Consider the following 17,204-nt stretch of genomic DNA (forward strand, 5'->3'; position numbering starts at 1 on the left):
TCCACCGCACCTCAGCAGCGGCAGGAAAAGGGTTGTCGCCACGCCGTGCGCCCCTTGTCCGGGACTGCTGGCCTGCGGAAACGGGCCTGTCGGCCGCCGGGGGCACGGAGGTGCCGGCGGAGGTGCCCGCGGAGGCGGCGCCGGGCCCCTTGCCACAGCCGGGCGAGGCCTTCGCCTGGCCGGCCTGGTGGTGGTCGGCGCCCTGGTCGCCGTCGTCCGGACCGGGCACGGCGAGCGAGGTGGTGGACATCAAGGTGGCCTTCCGTCAGCAGGAAGCCGGGGTCGGCGCGGCGGCCGGCCCGGCACCCGGACCAGCGCCCGGGTGCCGCCGACACTGCACACCACCCCTTGTCCGCGGCCTGACCACACCCCTTGTCCACCCCCCTTGACCAGCGCGTTGTCCCGCCCGATTCGCCCCGGTCTTGGGCCTTGTCCTCCCGGTATGTCCGTGACCGACACCACAGACCGTCAGGCCGCGCGCCCAGGAGCCGACGCGCGCGACGCGGGTGCGCGCGGTCTGCGCGGACCGCGCGGTGCGGGTGCGGGGCGAGGTCCGCGTGGCGGCGGTGCGGTGCGGGACGGGGGCGCACCGCACCGGCCGGTGCGGTGCGGTGCGCGGCCGGAGGACGGTGCGGTGCGGTGCGGTCGCCGGGCTTCCTCCGTCACCGCGCGTTGGCACTTTGTCCAGGGGAAATACGCCGTTGTCCAGGGGAAACGCGTGGCCGCACCAGTGCGGCGGACCACCGCGCGACGCACTCTGCAGCACTGTCCATGGGCGCGCCGCGCGCTGCTGGGACTGTCCGTCGCGCGCGGTCCGGCGCGCGTTGCGGGCCGGACCGCATGGTGCGGTGCGGTAGCGGCGCGACTACCGCACCGGCCTTTGCGGGTGCGTTGCGGAAGCCCGCGCGGTGCGGTGCGGGTGCGTGGTGCGGACCGCACGGGGTGCGGTGTTGTTCAGGTCACCGGCTGGGGCGGCTTGAACCAGGGGCTGACTCCAGGCACCTCTCCGGCCGGCGCGGACAGTGAGGCAGCCTGATCCAAGTCCCGCACGGGCACCAGGCGCACGAGCGGTGCGAGGGCGGCAGCGAGGTCTTCGGGAGGCAGGCCGCCAGCCACCGCGCGGCCGATCGCCTCGGTCAGCCGGCTGTCGGCCGCGCGGACGGCGGCGACCGCCCCGTTGCGCTCCAGCACCGCATCGGTCAGGGCGACGAGGGCAGCGATGCTGTCCGCCGGGTTCAGGATGTCGGTCCGGCTTCCGTTAGCCCGTCGGTGGTGTGGTCACGGCCAACCAACGAGCTGACGCGAGCACGGACACGGCGGCCAGCCCGCAGACGGGCGGGCGCACCGCCAGCGGCCACGCCGCGGGTGCGGATCTACCAGCGGGTGAGGTCCTCCCCCAGCGCCCGGCGCAGCAGGGCGAGGGCGGCGTCGGTGTCGGGGCAGCGCAGGGGTTCGCCGCTGGCGGCGTTGGCGACGAGGCTGCTGTCGATCAGGGCGGTCCAGGTGCCGCGCTGGACGTCGTACTCCTCGATCCAGCCGACCGGGCGGCCGCCTTGCTGGAGTTCCTGGACGCCCGGGTGATCGGGCCAGGTGAGGTGGATCAGGCCGTCGTCGAGCGGGGCACGGTGCGGGGTGCCGAGGCCGCGGTCGGAGGGTGTGCTCCAGCCGGTCGGGCGCTTGAGGGCCAGGTGCGGCACGTCGGGCATCGCCCGCTCGGCGCGGAGCCGGCTGGCGTGCGCACGCTGGATGGCGTCCAGGGCCTCGCCGACCGTGCGGTGGGTGCGGGCCCCGCTGGCCGGGTCGGTCAGGACCACGGCGGCCTGGGCGTCCCGGTGCACGACGGCGATGTGCCCGGCCTGCCCCCACGGGCCTTCCGGCAGCGGCGCGGTCCAGCCGATCGGCCGGCCCCGGTAGAACAGCTGGTGGACGTCCTCAGCCCCCGGAACATCCCAGGAGGCCACCATCCATCCCTCACCGACCGTCAGGTCCAGGTCGTCGAGGCGGTCCGGCTCGCCGAACCGCACGGTCGGGATGGTGCAGGCAGCGCGGCGCAGCGCCTCGAAGTCCTCCGCTCGACCGGGGCGGCCAGTGCAGGCACCCGCGCAGGCGCCCCGAATCGGTTCGGCCCGAATCAGCGGGCGCCGCCGCCCCGGCCAGGCCGGACGCCTTTTCGGACCGAACCGAAACAGCGGGCGCGGCCGGAGGTGCAGCGGGGGCGGGATTTACGGATTGATCCGAAACAGCCGGTCCGGCAGGCCGCTCGGCCCGGACCTTGGGGTCGACCCGGGCCAGGACGTCCGGCCGCCTCAACACCTCTTCCGCCCTGCGCAGCTCCAGCTCGGGCGCCAGCACCTCGTTGGGGAGCCACCGGAGCCACGGGTGGGCTGACGGCGCGGTGGCGGCCGTCCCGATTGAATACCTGGGGTTAAGTTCCTGAGGCGCGTCGTTGCAGACCGCCGACCCGCTCGGTGATCCATGCCACGGCGTCGGGTCCCGTGAGGAGAGTGACATTTGGAGGCGTGGTAGCCAGTGTCGAGTCGACGGCGATGATCGGTACCGACGGTGCGGCTGCTGCGATGCCGGGAGTCGCCTGGCCGAAGGGCGCGCCGACGGTGACGATCAGGTCGCAGTGCTGGACGAGCAGTCCTGCGAGGTGCGGGAAGGCCTGTTCTGCGTTGGCCGCTGGTTCGACCACCTGCTGGACATTGGCGTCGTGCTGTGATCCGGCCGACTGCATGGCGGACCAGATTCTGGTGACGGTGTCGCCACCTGTCGTGCTTGCGCTGTCCGCTGCCAGGCACGCAGTCGCCCGCCCTGACACATCGTTTGCCCTGGGTGCGCCGGTGTGGTGAGAGGCACCGTCACCCATGAGCAGTGCGTAACCGAATACGGCGGCAGCAATGGCGGCTCCCAGGGCGGAGACGAAAAGGGGCCGGCGGCCGAGGCCGGAGCGCAGTGACATGAGACGGTGCCCTCCTGGGCGGGAAGGTGGTCAGCCGTTCCGCTTGGAACGGGATTTGGGTGACCGAGGGTTCCGTTGGGACTGCTTGCCGACCGCATTGGCGGCAGGCCGGGTCGGCGAGGTTGCCTTGGTGTTCCCGCTACTGCGGGCCCTGCGCCAGAGGATGGCTGCGGCGCAGGCGGCCAATACGAACGCGACAGACGATGCGGCGATGACGAACATGCTGGAATGCGAATCGGATCCGGGTTCAGCCGACTCGTGGAGAAGGGGGTTCTCGCGATCACCGTCGGCGGCGGAATCCAGAGCCGCGAGCGGATCGATTCTCCCGAAGCCGAGTTTCGAGTCAGGTCGGCCGTTCCTCTCGATGGTCGTGCTAATGATTCGGTAAATGACCTGACCTGCCGTCAAACCAGGATGCGCCGAGCGGATGAGTGCGGCGGTGGCCGAGACGTAGGCTGCCGCGTAGCTCGTGCCGTCGGCCTTGACGTACCGGCCTTGGTTGTTGGTCGAATAGATGTCGGCGGCGGGTGCCGAGACGACGATGCCGCGGCCGGATTCGCTGGCCTTCCAGAATCCGCCGTTCTCTTCGACGCCGGAGACGGAGACGACGCCGGGGAAAGCGGCGGGATACATCGGTGGATTCCCCCGGTCACCCTCGTTGCCCGCCGAGGCGACGACGACGGCGTCCTTGTTCATGGCATAGGTGACGGCCTGTTTGAGCAGGGGGTCCGGATCGGCTGCGCCAAGGGAGACGTTGATGACCCGGGCGCCGTGGTCGGCCGCCCACACGATGCCACGCGCGACCATGGGGGCGGAGACTTGGTTCCCGGTGCTGACGCGGACCGGGAGGATCTTCGCGTCTGGCGCGAGGCCCATCATGCCCTCACCGGGTGCCGGGCCTCCGTTGCCTGCGATGATGCCGGCAATGGCGGTTCCGTGGGATTCGCCCGACGTGTCCGTCCGGCCGTCGTCACCGTCACCGATCAGGCTACTGCCGGGAAGGACCTGCCCGGCCAGGTCGGGATGCGAGGCCGAAACCCCGCTGTCGACGACGGCGACCGTCGTTCCGGCCCCACGGCTGATCGACCAGATCCGGTCGGTCTTGAAGTGCTCGGCGTCAAGCGGCCATTCACTGGAGCGGATGCCCTCGGCGTTGCTGACGGGCGCTCCGGAAGCCAGGGAAGCCGCAGTGAATACGGCAACACCGCAGGCGTGGAAAAACCGGCGTATCGCGGCCATCGATGGTGCTCCGTAGAAGGTGTGACGGTGCACCAGTAATGCATGAAGGTGCCTAGATCGGTGGCGATCTTATACGCAGGCGCGCTGCGGGGAACGTCGGGATCAAGCTGCCGACCGCGCTTTGCGGAACTTTTGCCAAGATCATTTACCGGCAAAGCAGGTGATAGCGCGGCATCTCGGACCCGGCGAGGCCGCTGAGCGCTGGACCGGAAGCGGTCGTGATCGATAGAAGATCTTTCGGCCTGCCCGATGGGCGGTCTCAGACTCATTTCCCCGGAGGGTCGGCCGTGCGCCGCTTGTCACGCCGTGAATCGCAAATAGCGTTGGGCCCTGAGGACGGAAGCGTCCGTCATCGTGTGGTCCGTCGTGCGCGGAGCGGTCCGGCCAGGAGGAACGAAATACGCGGCTTGCAGCGGCGTTGGTCTGTTGCGCTGCTGTCGTTGGCTCTGCTGCAGTCGGTGGGACTCCAGCCCGCGGAGGCCTTCGCCCGGGAGCATGCCCCGTCGCCCGCCGTATCGGTACAGCCCCCTCAAGTGCCGCAGCAGCGTTCGGACGATGCTGGCCGGCAGGGGCACCAGGTCGGTGCCAGCGAGACCTCGCGCCACGCCAACGGCGGCGTGTCGGCGGGCCACATAACGGCCCCAGGGGAGGCGCCCGAGAAGGCGAACCGTCAGGACGGCGGTAAGCCCCACGAGCCCGCCGCACCCGAGCCGGTGAAGGGCAAGCAGGTCACGCCGCCCGCCCTGCCCAAGCCTCAGACGAAGGGCTCGGACGGTACCCCGAAGAGCCAGGGAGAGGCCGCCACCGGGCAGGTCAAGCCGACCAAGGACTCGCCGGCCGCCTGGGTCGGCCCGACCGACCCCGCCGGCGGAGCCACCGAGGTCACCGGAGCCAGGACCTCGACCACCTCGGTCTTCCAGAACCCTGACGGCACCAAGACGATGCGCGTCTACAGCCAGCCGGTCCACTTCCAGAAGCCCGACGGGACCTGGGAGAACATCGACACCGGCCTGTTCCGCCGCCGGGACGGCAGGTGGGCCGAGGCGGCCAACGATCAGGCGCTCAGCTTCTCGCCGAGCGCCGACGGTACTGCCCTGATCGACTGGACGCTGGACGCCAGCCACAGGATCACCTACAGCCTTCAGGGTGCCAAGCCGGTCACGGCGACCGCGGCGGCGAACACGCTCACCTACCCCGGCGCGCTCGCGGACTCCGACGTCGTCTACAACACGCTCGCGCAGGGCATCAAGGAGTCGCTGGTCCTGCACAGCGCCTCCGCCCCGACCACGTGGGTGTTCCCGCTGAACCCCACGGGGCTATCGGCCTCCCTTGACGCTTCCGGCAACGTCCGCTTCACCGACGAGTCCGGCAAGGTCCGCATGACCATCCCGCACGGGTTCATGGAGGACTCGGCCCTCGACCCGCACTCCGGGGAAGGGGTCTTCTCCAACGCCGTCACGTACAAGCTGACGGCAGTGGACGGCAAGCCCGCCCTCCAAATGGACCTTGACGCCGCTTGGCTGAAGGATCCCAAGCGGGTCTTCCCGGTCAAGGTCGATCCCACCGGTCAGATCAACGCCACGCGTTCGACCTACATCGTCTCGAACAGCGCCACGAACCACGCGAGCGAGAACAGCCTCAAGACCGGCAGCTACAACGGCGGAGCCTCCTACGACGTCAGCTACCTCGTCTTCGATTCCCTCGGCACGAACCTGAGCAACCGGTACGTCCAGAAGGCCGAGCTGGATCTGAATGCCATCTGGAGCGGCGGCTGCCAGCCGCGGGACGTCGCCGTGCACGCCATCACCTCCCCCTGGGATCCCGGCAGCGTCAACGACTTCTCCCAGGTGCCTTTCGACCAAGCGGTGCTTGCCTCCGCCAACTTCACCGCCCCCAACAGCACCTACTGCCCTGGCTCACCCGTCACCGTGCCGTTCAACCTTGGCGACGACCCGACGACGGCCGGAGTCCAGCTCGTCAACAGCTGGACCCACGGCGCAGGCAACTACGGCTTCGCGCTCACCTCAGACGCGAGCGATATCCAGGCCTGGAAGCAGTTCGACAGCGTCAACACCCAACACCCGCCGTTCCTGAAGCTCACCTACGTCGACTGGGCCGCCAGCTACTCCGTCCCGGAGTGGTACATCCAGCCGACGGCGGTCACGCCGGGCTGGCAGCAGGTCACGATGACGAACCTTGCGGAGAACTGGTGGAACTCCAGTAGCATGCAGGTCCGGCCGCGGTTCTACGATGCGAACTGGCACGAACTGTGGCCCGGGGCGGGCACCACCACCGGCGTTCCCGGTCTGGTTCAAACGGGGCAGTCGGTGACCTTCAACGCCACGATCCCGCCCATGGCTCCGGGACAGAGCTACCAGCTGTGCTGGGACGGCGTGGTGAACGGCACGTACTCGCTGCGCGACGACTTCGGCATCCCGTACCACACCTGCACCTGGGTCGCAGCCAAGAACGTCGACCCGCAGATCGACATGATGGTGCCGCTGTCGAACTCCGTGGTCAGCACCTTGTCCCCGCAGCTGTACGCCAGCGGCCACGATCCGGACAACTACCCGGGCACCGGGGTGGACTACAACTTCCGCGTCTACACCAACCCGTCCTCAGGTGACCCTCAGCTGATCGCCGAGTCGGGCTGGCAGCCGAACCAGACCTGGGCCGTTCCGGCCGGGAAACTATCCTGGAACAGCAGCTACCAGTGGACCGTCATGAGCGGGGACCACATCGGCGCGAGCCCGTGGTCGGGATACGCGACCTTCTCCACCCAGTTGCAGCAGCCCGTCATCACCTCCCACCTCGGCGGGGCCGCCGGCGACGGGGCGGGGCACGACTTCGACGCCCACGTGGGCAACTACACCACCTCCGCGACGGACGCGAGCGTGAAGACGGTCGGACCCGCTCTCACCTTGACCCGCTCGTACAACTCCCTCGACCCCCGCACTTCCACGCTCTTCGGCGCCGGCTGGACGTCCGCCTTCGACATGCAGGTACAGCCGGACGCGGACGGCACCGGCTCCGTGGTCCTGACCACCGCCAACGGACGCACCGCGCGCTTCGGGCTGGGCAGCGGCAACGTCTACACCCCACCGCCGGGCGAGTTCGCCTCCCTGACCAAGGTCGACACCGGCTTCGACCTGACCGCCAAGGACGGCGTGGTCTACCAGTTCCACATACCCAGCGGCAGTGCCTTCGCGCTGTCCCGGGTCACCGACGCGGCCGGACACATCCAGGACCTCACCTACGCCAACGGCAAGCTCACCACGGTCAAGGACAACGCCTCAGGCCGGGCGCTGCACTTCGAGTGGACGACCGACAACCGGCACGTCGCCAAGGTCTACACCGATCCCGCGGTCGGGACGGACTGGAACACCGCCCAGACCTGGACCTACGCGTACGACAGCGGCAACCCGGACCAGCTGAACAGCGTCTGCACCCCGCCGGCCGGAACCAACACCACCAGGCCCTGCACTGGCTACACCTATACCCCTGGTTCCCACCTGCGCTCGGCTATCCTCGACTCCGCCCCCGTCTCGTACTGGCGCCTCGGCGAAGCCTCCGGCACCACCGCGGCCAGTGAGGTGGTCGAGAACCAGGGCAACGACAACGCCACCTACTCCTCCAGTGGCGTGACCCTGGGCACCCCCGGGCCGGCGGCATCCGCGACGGCGGCGACCTTCGACGGAAGTACCGGCTATGTGACGCTTCCGCAGACCGCACTGGCCACGTCGTCCTACACATCGGTCGGACTCTGGTTCAAGACCACCGGCTCCGGCGTGCTTTTCAGCTACCAGACGGAGAACTTCCCCGGCAGCGGCACCACGGCGGGCGACTACACCCCCGCGCTCTATGTCGGGACCTCCGGAAAGCTCCACGGCAAGTTCTGGGCCGGCTCCTCCATCCCCATGCAGTCGTCCAAGGCGGTCAACGACGGCCAGTGGCACTTCGCCATGCTGTCGGCGTCCGGAGCGTCCCAGACGCTGTACCTCGACGGTCAGGCCCAGGGCACGCTGGCAGGCCCGGTCCTCGCGCCGGGACAACGCGCCGGTGCCATCGGCGGCGGCTTCACCAGCGCCTGGTGGCAGGACAGCCCGTTCAGCGACTTCACCGGCCGGGCCAGTTACTTCACCGGCAGCATCAGCGACGTCAGCTTCTACAACCGGACCCTCGGCGCCCCGACTGTCCAGGCGCTGTGGCAGGCCGGCAGCCAGCCCTCGACGGAGCTGTCGGGGCTGAAGCTGCCCTCCGGCAAGACCCAGCTCGCCGCCGCCTACGACTCCGCCAAGGACCGCGCCTCCCAGGTCACCGACGCGAACGGCGGCACTTGGAAGCTCGCCAACCCGACCGTCTCCGGCTCCTCCCAGGAGTACCGGGGCCAGGTCATGGGATCGCAGCCCGCAGGATACTGGCGCCTGTCGGAGAGCCAGGGCGTCCAGGCCTCGAACCAGGTCTACAGCCCCCGGCCCACCCCCAACAACGGCACCTACTCCGGCGTGACCCTAGGCGCCGCCGGGCCGATGACGGGTTCCGCCGGGTCCGCTTCCTTCAACGGCAGCACCTCCTGGGCCGAGCTGCCGGCCTCCTACGCACCCCAGTCGGGCCCGGGAACGCTGGGTGTGTGGTTCAAGACCAGCAGCGCCGGCGTTCTGCTCAGCTACCAGTCCTTCCCCCTCGACGCGCCCCACAGCCAGTGGGGCCTGCACTGGAACCCGGCCCTGTACGTCGGCACCGACGGCAAACTCCACGCGCAGCTGTGGACCGGTGACGCCTCCCACACCATGGCCAGCGCCGCCACGGTGAACGACAACAAGTGGCACTTTGCCGTACTGTCTGCCGACAGCCCCACATCGCAACAGCTCTACGTGGACGGCGCTCAGAGTGCCGGCCCGCTGACCGGCAGCATCACCCCCAACGGCACCGAGCACGTCTTCGTCGGCGCCGGCGCCGTCTCCCTCGGCTGGCCCGCCGCCCCCAGTGACGACTCAGGACACTTCAACGGCCAGATCGCCGACGTGATGGCGTTCCCGCGCGGCCTGGACAGCACATCGGTCGCAAACCTCTACCAGGTAGCCACCAGCGGCGGCGCCACCCAGTACGACGCGGCCGTCGTCGACGCCCACCCCACGGGCTACTGGCGAATGGGTGACACCAGCGGCAACCAGGCCACCGAGGTCGTCTCCTCCGCGGCACTGGCGCAGAACCGGGGCAGCTACCACTCCACCACCTGCTGCCAGAGCGGTCCCTGGGCCTCCGGCACCTCCACGGCCACCAGCTTCGACGGCACCACCTCCTACATCCAGCTGCCGGCTAACACCGCTCCCAAGCCCTACGGCGCCACGACCGTCGAGCTCTGGTTCAAGACCAAGAGTCCCGGCGTCATCTACGGCTACCAGGACTTCCCACTCGGTGCCGACCACCCGCAGGGAAGCAAGTGGAACCCCGCCCTGTACGTCGGGACCGACGGCAAGCTCTACGGAGCCCTGTGGACCGGTGACACCGCGAACGCCCTGGCCACCCCGGCGGCGGTCAACGACGGCGCCTGGCACCACGTCGCGCTCAGCGGTGACAGCAACGGCCAGACCCTCTACCTCGACGGAACCAAGGCCGCGGCCAGCACGGTCGCCCGTCCCATCACCTACAACGGATCCCCCTACGTCTACCTCGGCGCCGGCACGGACGACGGCGCCTGGCCCAACCACCCGACCGACGTGAGCGGCCACCTCAACGGCGCGATCACCGAATTCGCGATCTACAGCTACCCGCTCACCCCCGGTACGATCGCCGCCCACTACCGTGTCGCCACCACCCCCGGCACCACCGGCGGCCTGGACGCCGCAGGCGCCTACCGCGCCGCCGTCGTCGAGGCCGGACCTATCCAGTACTGGCGCCTCAACGACCCGTCCGGCTCCTGGTACGCGGCCGCCGAACTCGGCACCGCCATGCCCGATCTGACGGCCGGAACGTACAGCAACGTCACTCTCAACGCCAACGGCCCGTCCAACGACTACAGCAACCAGCGCGCGGCGGTCTTCAACGGCACCACCTCGCAGATCCAGCTCCCGTCCAACGCCGCGCCCACCCACGGCCCCGCCAGCATGGAGCTCTGGTTCAACACCACCAGCGGCGGACCGCTCTACAGCTACCAGGACTTCCCCGTGGGCGCCCCCCTCGGGAACAGCTGGAACCCGGCCCTGTACGTCGGATCGGACGGCCGCATCCACGGCGAGTTCTGGATGGGCTCCGGCGCGGCCATGACCTCCGACCGGACGGTCAACGACGGCAAGTGGCACCAGGTGGTCCTCGCGGCCGACGACAGCGGCCAGACCATCTACATCGACGGACAGCCCAGCGCCTCCGACATTAGCGGACGCAAGATCACCTTCAACGGCACGCCGTACGTCTACCTCGGCGCCGGCACCACCACCGGCTGGAACTGGCCTGGCGGCGGCGCCGACCACTTCACCGGCAGCATCGCCGAGGCCTCGTACTACACGAGCCGGCTCGACGCCGCCACGGTCGCCGCCCACTACAAGGCCATGGGCAACGGCGGCACCGCCACGCCCGTCACCACCGCCACCGTCACCGACCCCACCGGCAACACCCTCACGTACCGCTACGACACCCGCACCGCCAAGCTCATCGCACGCAGCGACGCCTGGAACAACACCACCCGCTACACCTACGACACCAACGGATTCCCCTACACCGTCACTGACGCCGACGGCCACACCGCCACCACCGGCCACGACGACCGAGGCAACGTACTCTCCCGCACGACCTGCCAAGACACCACCCACTGCCACACCAGCTACGCCCACTACTACCTCGACAGCACACCGGACCACCTCGGCGCCGTCAACGACACGGTGACCGATCGCAGCGACGCCCGCTCCAACGGGGCCGGGGACGCCACCTACCGCACGCAGTACAGCTACGACCAGGCCGGTGAGCTGCTGTCCACGACCGTGCCCGCCACCTCGGACTTCCCGCAGGGGCGCACCTCCTACCTCGCCCGCACCAGCGGGACCGAGGCCGCCGTCGGCAGCGACGGCAACCCGGCGACGGGAACCCAGCCGGCCGGACTCGTCACCTCACAGTCCCCGTACGTCGACCACGCCGCCTACCCCAACCAGGCGTCTGTGCCGGCGAACCTGAGCACCGTCAACTCGTACAACGCGGCCGGTGACCTCACCAAGACCGTCAGCCCGCTTGGCCTGGTCACCACCTACACCTACGACAATCTCGGCCGCCTCACCTCCAGCACCGAGGCGTGCACCAACTGCGGCCAGGGCCAGACCCCCACCAAGGTCACCACCACGTTCACCTGGGACGGCCAGGGCAACCCGCTCACCCGCACGGACCCGGCCACGACGGACGCCGTCACCGGCACCGTACACACCCGCCGGACCGCGACCGCCTACGACACCGACGGCAACCCCCTCACCCAGACCGTCGCCGACCTCACCGGCGGTGACGCGCCGCGCACCACCACCTGGTCGTACTCCAGCACGACGAGCCACCTCGCGCGGGTCACCGACCCGGCCGGCCGCTCAACCAGCTACACCTACGACACGTACGGCAACAAGGTCTCCAGCACCGATGCCGCCGGCACCACCTACAACTACTCGTACGCCCCGATGGGTTGGCTCCAGCAGACCACGATCGCCAACTACATCGGCAGCCCGACCAGCCCGATCAGTGCCCGTCCGCAGATCGTGGAGTCCCGTGCCTACGACCCGGCCGGCCGCCTGGCCAGGGTGACGGACGCGATGGGGCGTTCCACGCACACGTACTACAACGACGACAACACCGTCTCCGAGATCGACGCCGACGGATTCCACAACTTCGACCCCGTCGCGAAGAACTTCGACGGCACCGAGCGCAACATCGTCCTGCAGCAGAACAGCTACGACGCGGCGGGCAACCTGACCCAGCGCGTGACCGGCGGAGGCAAGACCACCGTCACCAACACCTGGGACGCCGCCGGCCGCGCCACCAGCACGACGGTCGACCCCGGCGGTCTCAACCGCACCAGCAGCAACACCTACGACGCCGCCGGCCACGTGGTGCGCTCCACGATCACCGACGGAACCCCGACCCGGGAAACCGACTTCACCTACGACGTCGCCGGGAACGTCACCACGCAGACCGCCAAGAACCCGCCGCAGGACTCCACGACCACCTTCACCTACGACCAGCGCGGCCTGCCGCTCACCCAAACCAGCCCCAACGGCAACGTCAGCGGCGCCAACCCCGCCACCTACACCGTCAACATTTTTCACGACGAGGCGGGCCAGCAGGTCGTCACCACCGAACCACCGGTGGCCACCACCACCTTCAACCCCGCGACCGGCCAGCCCCTCACGCTGACCGTCGCTCCCCAGACCCGGACCGGCTACAACACCTTCGGCGAGAGCACCGAGACCAAGGACCCGACTGGCAACATCACCACCACCACCCACACCTTCGACGCCGCCGGCGAACACCTCGCCACCGCGAGCAACACCTACACCGCACCCGACGCCAGCGGCACCTTCACCGCCATCACCCGCACCGACTTCGACACCATGGGCCGCCCCAAGGTCCTCACCGACGCCAAGGGCAACACGGCCACCAACATCTACGACCAGCTCGGCAACCTCGTCGAGAAGGACCTGCCAGCGGTCGCCGGGGTGACCCGCAAGTGGCTCTACAGCTACGACCTCGACGGTGAAATTCAGTCGGCCACCGACCCGACAGGCGCAGTCGTCCTGTCGACGTACGACGACCTCGGCCGCCCCGTCACGATCAGCAAGCAGGTCCGTCAGACCACCCACGGCACGAGCGGCGGTACCCCCGCGGTCTACACCGGCAGCTTCGGCTACGACGACGCCGGCAACCGCACCAGCGTCATCACCGCCAATCGGGAGAGCACCCTCAACTCCTACAACGCGGTAGGGGAACCGACCAGTACAACCGACCCGCTGGGCAACACCACGACCACGGCTTACGACCTCGTCGGCGCTCCCGTGCGGACCACCGCGCCGGCTGACACACCCGGCCGAACCGGACGGGCGACTGCCACGACCTACGACCAGGTCGGTCGCCCGGTGAGCGTTACCGACCTCGACGAGAGCGGAGCGGTGGTGTCGACGAGTCGCATCCAGTACGACGCCAACGGCAACGTCCTTGCATCCACCGACGCCGACGGCAACACCCGCCATGCCGAGTACAACGGACTCGGCCAGCCGGTCCGCCAGATCCAACCGGTGGACGCCACCCACAACATCACCACCACACTCGGCTACGACGCCGCGGGCCACCGCACTGTCTACACCGACGGCAACAGCCAGAGCACCTACTTCACCTACAACACCCTCGGACTGGCAGAATCCACCGTCGAACCGGCGACCTCCGCCTACCCGAACCTCGCCGACCGCACATACGCCACGGCATATGACCCGAACCTGCAGCCGGTCACCGTCCTCAAGCCGGGTGGCGTGAAGATCCAGTACACCTACGACCCCGCAGGACGAATCACCGCTCAGAACGGCAGCGGAGGCGAGGCGCCGACGCCCACCCGCACCATCGGCTATGACCTCGCCGGGCGGATCACCTCTGTCTCCACCCCGAACGGCCCGCAGACCTTCAGCTATGAGGACCGCGGAATGCTGTGGACCAGCTCCGGTCCGCAGGGCCAGGCGAGCTTCACCTACAACGCGGACGGCCTCCTCGCATCCCGCACCAACGCGGCGGGCACCGCCAACTTCGGCTACGACACAGCGGGACGCCTGAAGTCCTTCACCGACCCGCTCACCGCAAGCACAGTCGGCTACGCCTACAACCCGTCCGGAACCCTGCAATCCGTCAGCTACGGCAGCAGCACGACGCGATCGTTCACCTACGACGGAAAGCAGAACCTCACAAGCGACACCCTGAGCACCTCCGGCGTCACCAAGGCTTCCGAGACATACGGCTACTACCCTTCGGGCCGGTTGAAGACCCAGAATACGACCGGACTCGCCGGCACGCCGAACGCGAGCTACACCTATGACCAGTCGGGACGGCTGTCTACTTGGAACAAGGGGGACAGCACCACTTCCTACGGCTACGACGACAATGGCAACCTCACCAGGTCGGGTGCGACGACCGCGACCTACAACCAGCGCAACCAGCTGCTCACCGCAGGGGCGAACGCCTACACGTTCACCCCACGAGGCACCAGGTCGTCCGTCAGTAGCGGCAGCACCACCTCCACGGCCAGCTACGACGCGTTCGACGAACTCGTGACGCAGGGAGGCCAGGCCTACTCCTACGACGCGCTTGGCCGACTCGCCTCCACCGCTGGCCGCACCTTCGGCTACGACGACTCGAGCAACCACCTCGTTACGGACGGTACAGAGACGTACAGCCGCACCCCCAACGGCGGCCTCATCTCCGTCGGTGCCGCCGGCACCGCCAACTTCGCCTACAGCAACCGGCACGGCGACCTGGTCGGCACGTTCACTGCCAACGGCACTGCCATGGCGGGCTCCGGGGCCTTCGACCCGTGGGGCAAGCCGGACGGCACCGCCGCAACCGGCAGCCGGCTCGGCTACCAAGGCGGCTGGACCGATCCGACCAGTGGACAGGTCAATGCGGCCAGCCGCTGGTACGACCCTTCCACCGCCGAGTTCACCAGCCGCGACTCCGCCCAACTAGCCATCGGCACCACATCGGCCGCCAACCTCTACGCCTACGCGAACAGCGACCCGATGAACGCGGCCGACACCAGCGGACACCGCGCCTGTGTTCCGTTCCCCGTAGCAGCACCCAGAGGCGGCGGCGGTGACGACGGGGACAACGAGGATCCCACGCCGCCTCCCGCAGTCTCGACGCCCCCGCTGGCCGTAGCGCCGCAGCCTGCCCCGACCCAGCCTGACTACGCTCCTGCTGCCCGGCAGCAGTACGACATGCAGCAGATGCTGGAACAGCAGCGCGTCAACGATGCGATGCATCCGTTTGGCTACTCTGGTGGATCGCTTGATGTGCCGTCATGGGGCATGTATGCCTCTCCGCTCGGCGCCGGAGCAATCCCGGAGATGTTCGGAAGCATCCCCTGGGGAGGAATCTTCGAAGGGGGCGCTCTTGCTCTGAACCCGTTCTCCCGGAGCAGCTGCGACACCCCTACCGGCCACCACCACGCACAGCCGCGCGGCGGCGGGGCGACGAGTCCCAGCCAACCGAAGCCCGACCCCCACACGATCGAACCCGTCCCGTGCACGCATTGCTCCACCTCCGCACCTGCCGGCACACCGCTCAACGGCCCGGAACTCGGGCCGACCCAGCAGGGTATCCCAGGTACGGCATTCGGCGGTCAGCCTATTGAACCGTTCAATCCAACTTCCATTCGAGATGAGTCCGGAATTCTTGTCACTAAGGATTCTGTAGCCTTGGCAGGAAATAAGGAATTCGACGACGACGAGGCTGAACGGGACTGCCTTAACGGAGGGAAGAGTTCGGTCTATTACCAACCCGTGGATAACGTTGGGCGCGCTACGGGAGTTCAGGCGTGCCTAAATATAGCGGATATAAATTGGGTGGGTAAAAAAACCAAGCGAACTGGCGAGCTTGAGAATCCGCAGGCGGATGGGCTCACCAACATCATCGGAAGCCCCACCGAATATCCCATAGAAAATGTCTGGAATGTACCTCCGGGATATAAGGGAAATTCTGGCCTTAATAGGGGGCACCTACTCGCCAGAAGCTTGGGCGGGGATGGCGAGGACCGCCGAAATCTCGTGCCGCTATGGGCGAATGCCAACAGTCCAGTCATGTCTTCCGTGGAGGCCAGGATAGCTTCGGCCCTCAAGACCGGTGAGTCGATATACTTTACGTCGCGCCCGGCATATACTGACAGGAACCCGCTTCCCGACACCGTGACTCTAACTGCCGTCGGAAACCGCGGCACTCGAATCGAATTCCCGGTCCCAAACATTCCCTAGTTGAAAGGTGAGACCAATGTCATGGTTGGCGAATTTGGCGGATGCCGTGGGATGGCATGGCCGACATTCCGAGATCGAATGGGATGCCATTGAAGGCGCACTCGGGATCGGCCTTCCAGGGTCATATAAGGAGTATGTCGAAGTATTTGGGCGTGGCGAATTCTGCGACTTTATAGACGTTTATGCGCCGGATTTCTCCGACCATCCTCAAGGCATTGTAGAGAAGGCTCTGCGCCTGGCCGATCAGGCGGCCGGTAATCCATGGATTGCTGCATTCTTTGAGCCCTACGGCGTCTATCCAGGACAGGGAGGGCTGCTGCAATGGGGCGCCTCAGAGGTTGGTGACAGCTTCTTCTGGCGGACTTGCGTCGACAATCCTAGCGAATGGGAAATCATCGTAAAGGAGGAAGGGGAAGACTCATGGCTCACTTATGAAATGTCCGTTCCCGAATTTCTGTACAGAATGATGAAGGATCCCGAAATGGGGCCAATGTACATTGGCGACAGGCTTGATGCATTGTCTTTCTCTCCAGTGCACTACTGAAAATTCTTGGATATTTGGAGTTCTTCCTCAATTGCACATGGGCCTCAGTGGGGCCTTTGACGGAGTCGGCTGGTGAAGGGTAGGCCCTGGGTTCATTTGTGTCGGATTCAGGGCCGATCGCCCGCGCACAGGCTTCCTCGGCGCAAGTAGTCGTCGACCAGGCCTTGCTTGCGGGTGATGTTCCCGCTGATCAGTTCGCTGACTCGCCGGGCCCTGGGGTGTGGGTCACCCGCGACGCCGAGGAGCAACGACGGCTACTGCTGCCAGATGACGACGAGCGCTTGGACGCCTACGCCGAACTCCGAGCCGCAGCCGACGGCCTGCCGTCGTAGCCAGGCCCCGCCGGTCACAGGTTCTGCAGATAGGCGAGCTGGACTGTTCGGGCGGCCGACGGCGTCCCCTGTCGTGGTGTAGCGGATCATCGTGAGGGTGTGCGCCGGGGGCGCGTCGTCGTGTGAGCCCCACTCCCTGCCCAGCAGGCGGG

General features: G+C 67.9%; 6 protein-coding genes. 2 read left to right on the plus strand and 4 right to left on the minus strand.

The annotated features are described in order from the left end of the window. Positions 1-954 precede the first annotated feature (954 nt). From ACFYUY_RS38425 to mycP, 4 genes are all read right to left on the minus strand, one after another. A complete protein-coding gene (locus tag ACFYUY_RS38425; protein ID WP_387907904.1) occupies positions 955-1,191 on the minus strand; it encodes a hypothetical protein in 237 nt (78 codons plus the stop codon). A gap of 182 nt (positions 1,192-1,373) precedes the next feature. After that, positions 1,374-2,024 carry a hypothetical protein gene (locus tag ACFYUY_RS38430; protein ID WP_387907907.1) on the minus strand — a complete coding sequence of 217 codons (651 nt, stop codon included), beginning with the start codon at positions 2,022-2,024 and terminating at the stop codon, positions 1,374-1,376. Between the two features lie 401 nt (positions 2,025-2,425). After that, the gene (locus ACFYUY_RS38435; protein WP_387907910.1) at positions 2,426-2,962 is read right to left on the minus strand and encodes a hypothetical protein; all 537 of its coding nucleotides are present in this window, start codon (positions 2,960-2,962) and stop codon (positions 2,426-2,428) included. Positions 2,963-2,992: 30 nt separating this feature from the next. Next, positions 2,993-4,201, minus strand: coding sequence for a type VII secretion-associated serine protease mycosin (mycP, locus tag ACFYUY_RS38440; protein WP_387907912.1), 1,209 nt, complete (start codon positions 4,199-4,201; stop codon positions 2,993-2,995). A 533-nt stretch (positions 4,202-4,734) separates the two neighbouring features. Here mycP and ACFYUY_RS38445 point away from each other — a divergent pair. Both ACFYUY_RS38445 and ACFYUY_RS38450 read left to right on the plus strand, forming a co-directional pair. Beyond that, positions 4,735-16,176 carry a LamG-like jellyroll fold domain-containing protein gene (locus ACFYUY_RS38445; RefSeq protein ID WP_387907915.1) on the plus strand — a complete coding sequence of 3,814 codons (11,442 nt, stop codon included), beginning with the start codon at positions 4,735-4,737 and terminating at the stop codon, positions 16,174-16,176. 16 nt (positions 16,177-16,192) lie between these two features. Next, entirely contained in the window at positions 16,193-16,720 is a 528-nt protein-coding gene (locus ACFYUY_RS38450; protein WP_387907918.1) for an SMI1/KNR4 family protein, read from the plus strand. Positions 16,721-17,204: the final 484 nt, after the last annotated feature.

This window comes from Kitasatospora sp. NPDC004745 (genome assembly GCF_042873275.1).
Lineage (GTDB): Bacteria > Actinomycetota > Actinomycetes > Streptomycetales > Streptomycetaceae > Kitasatospora.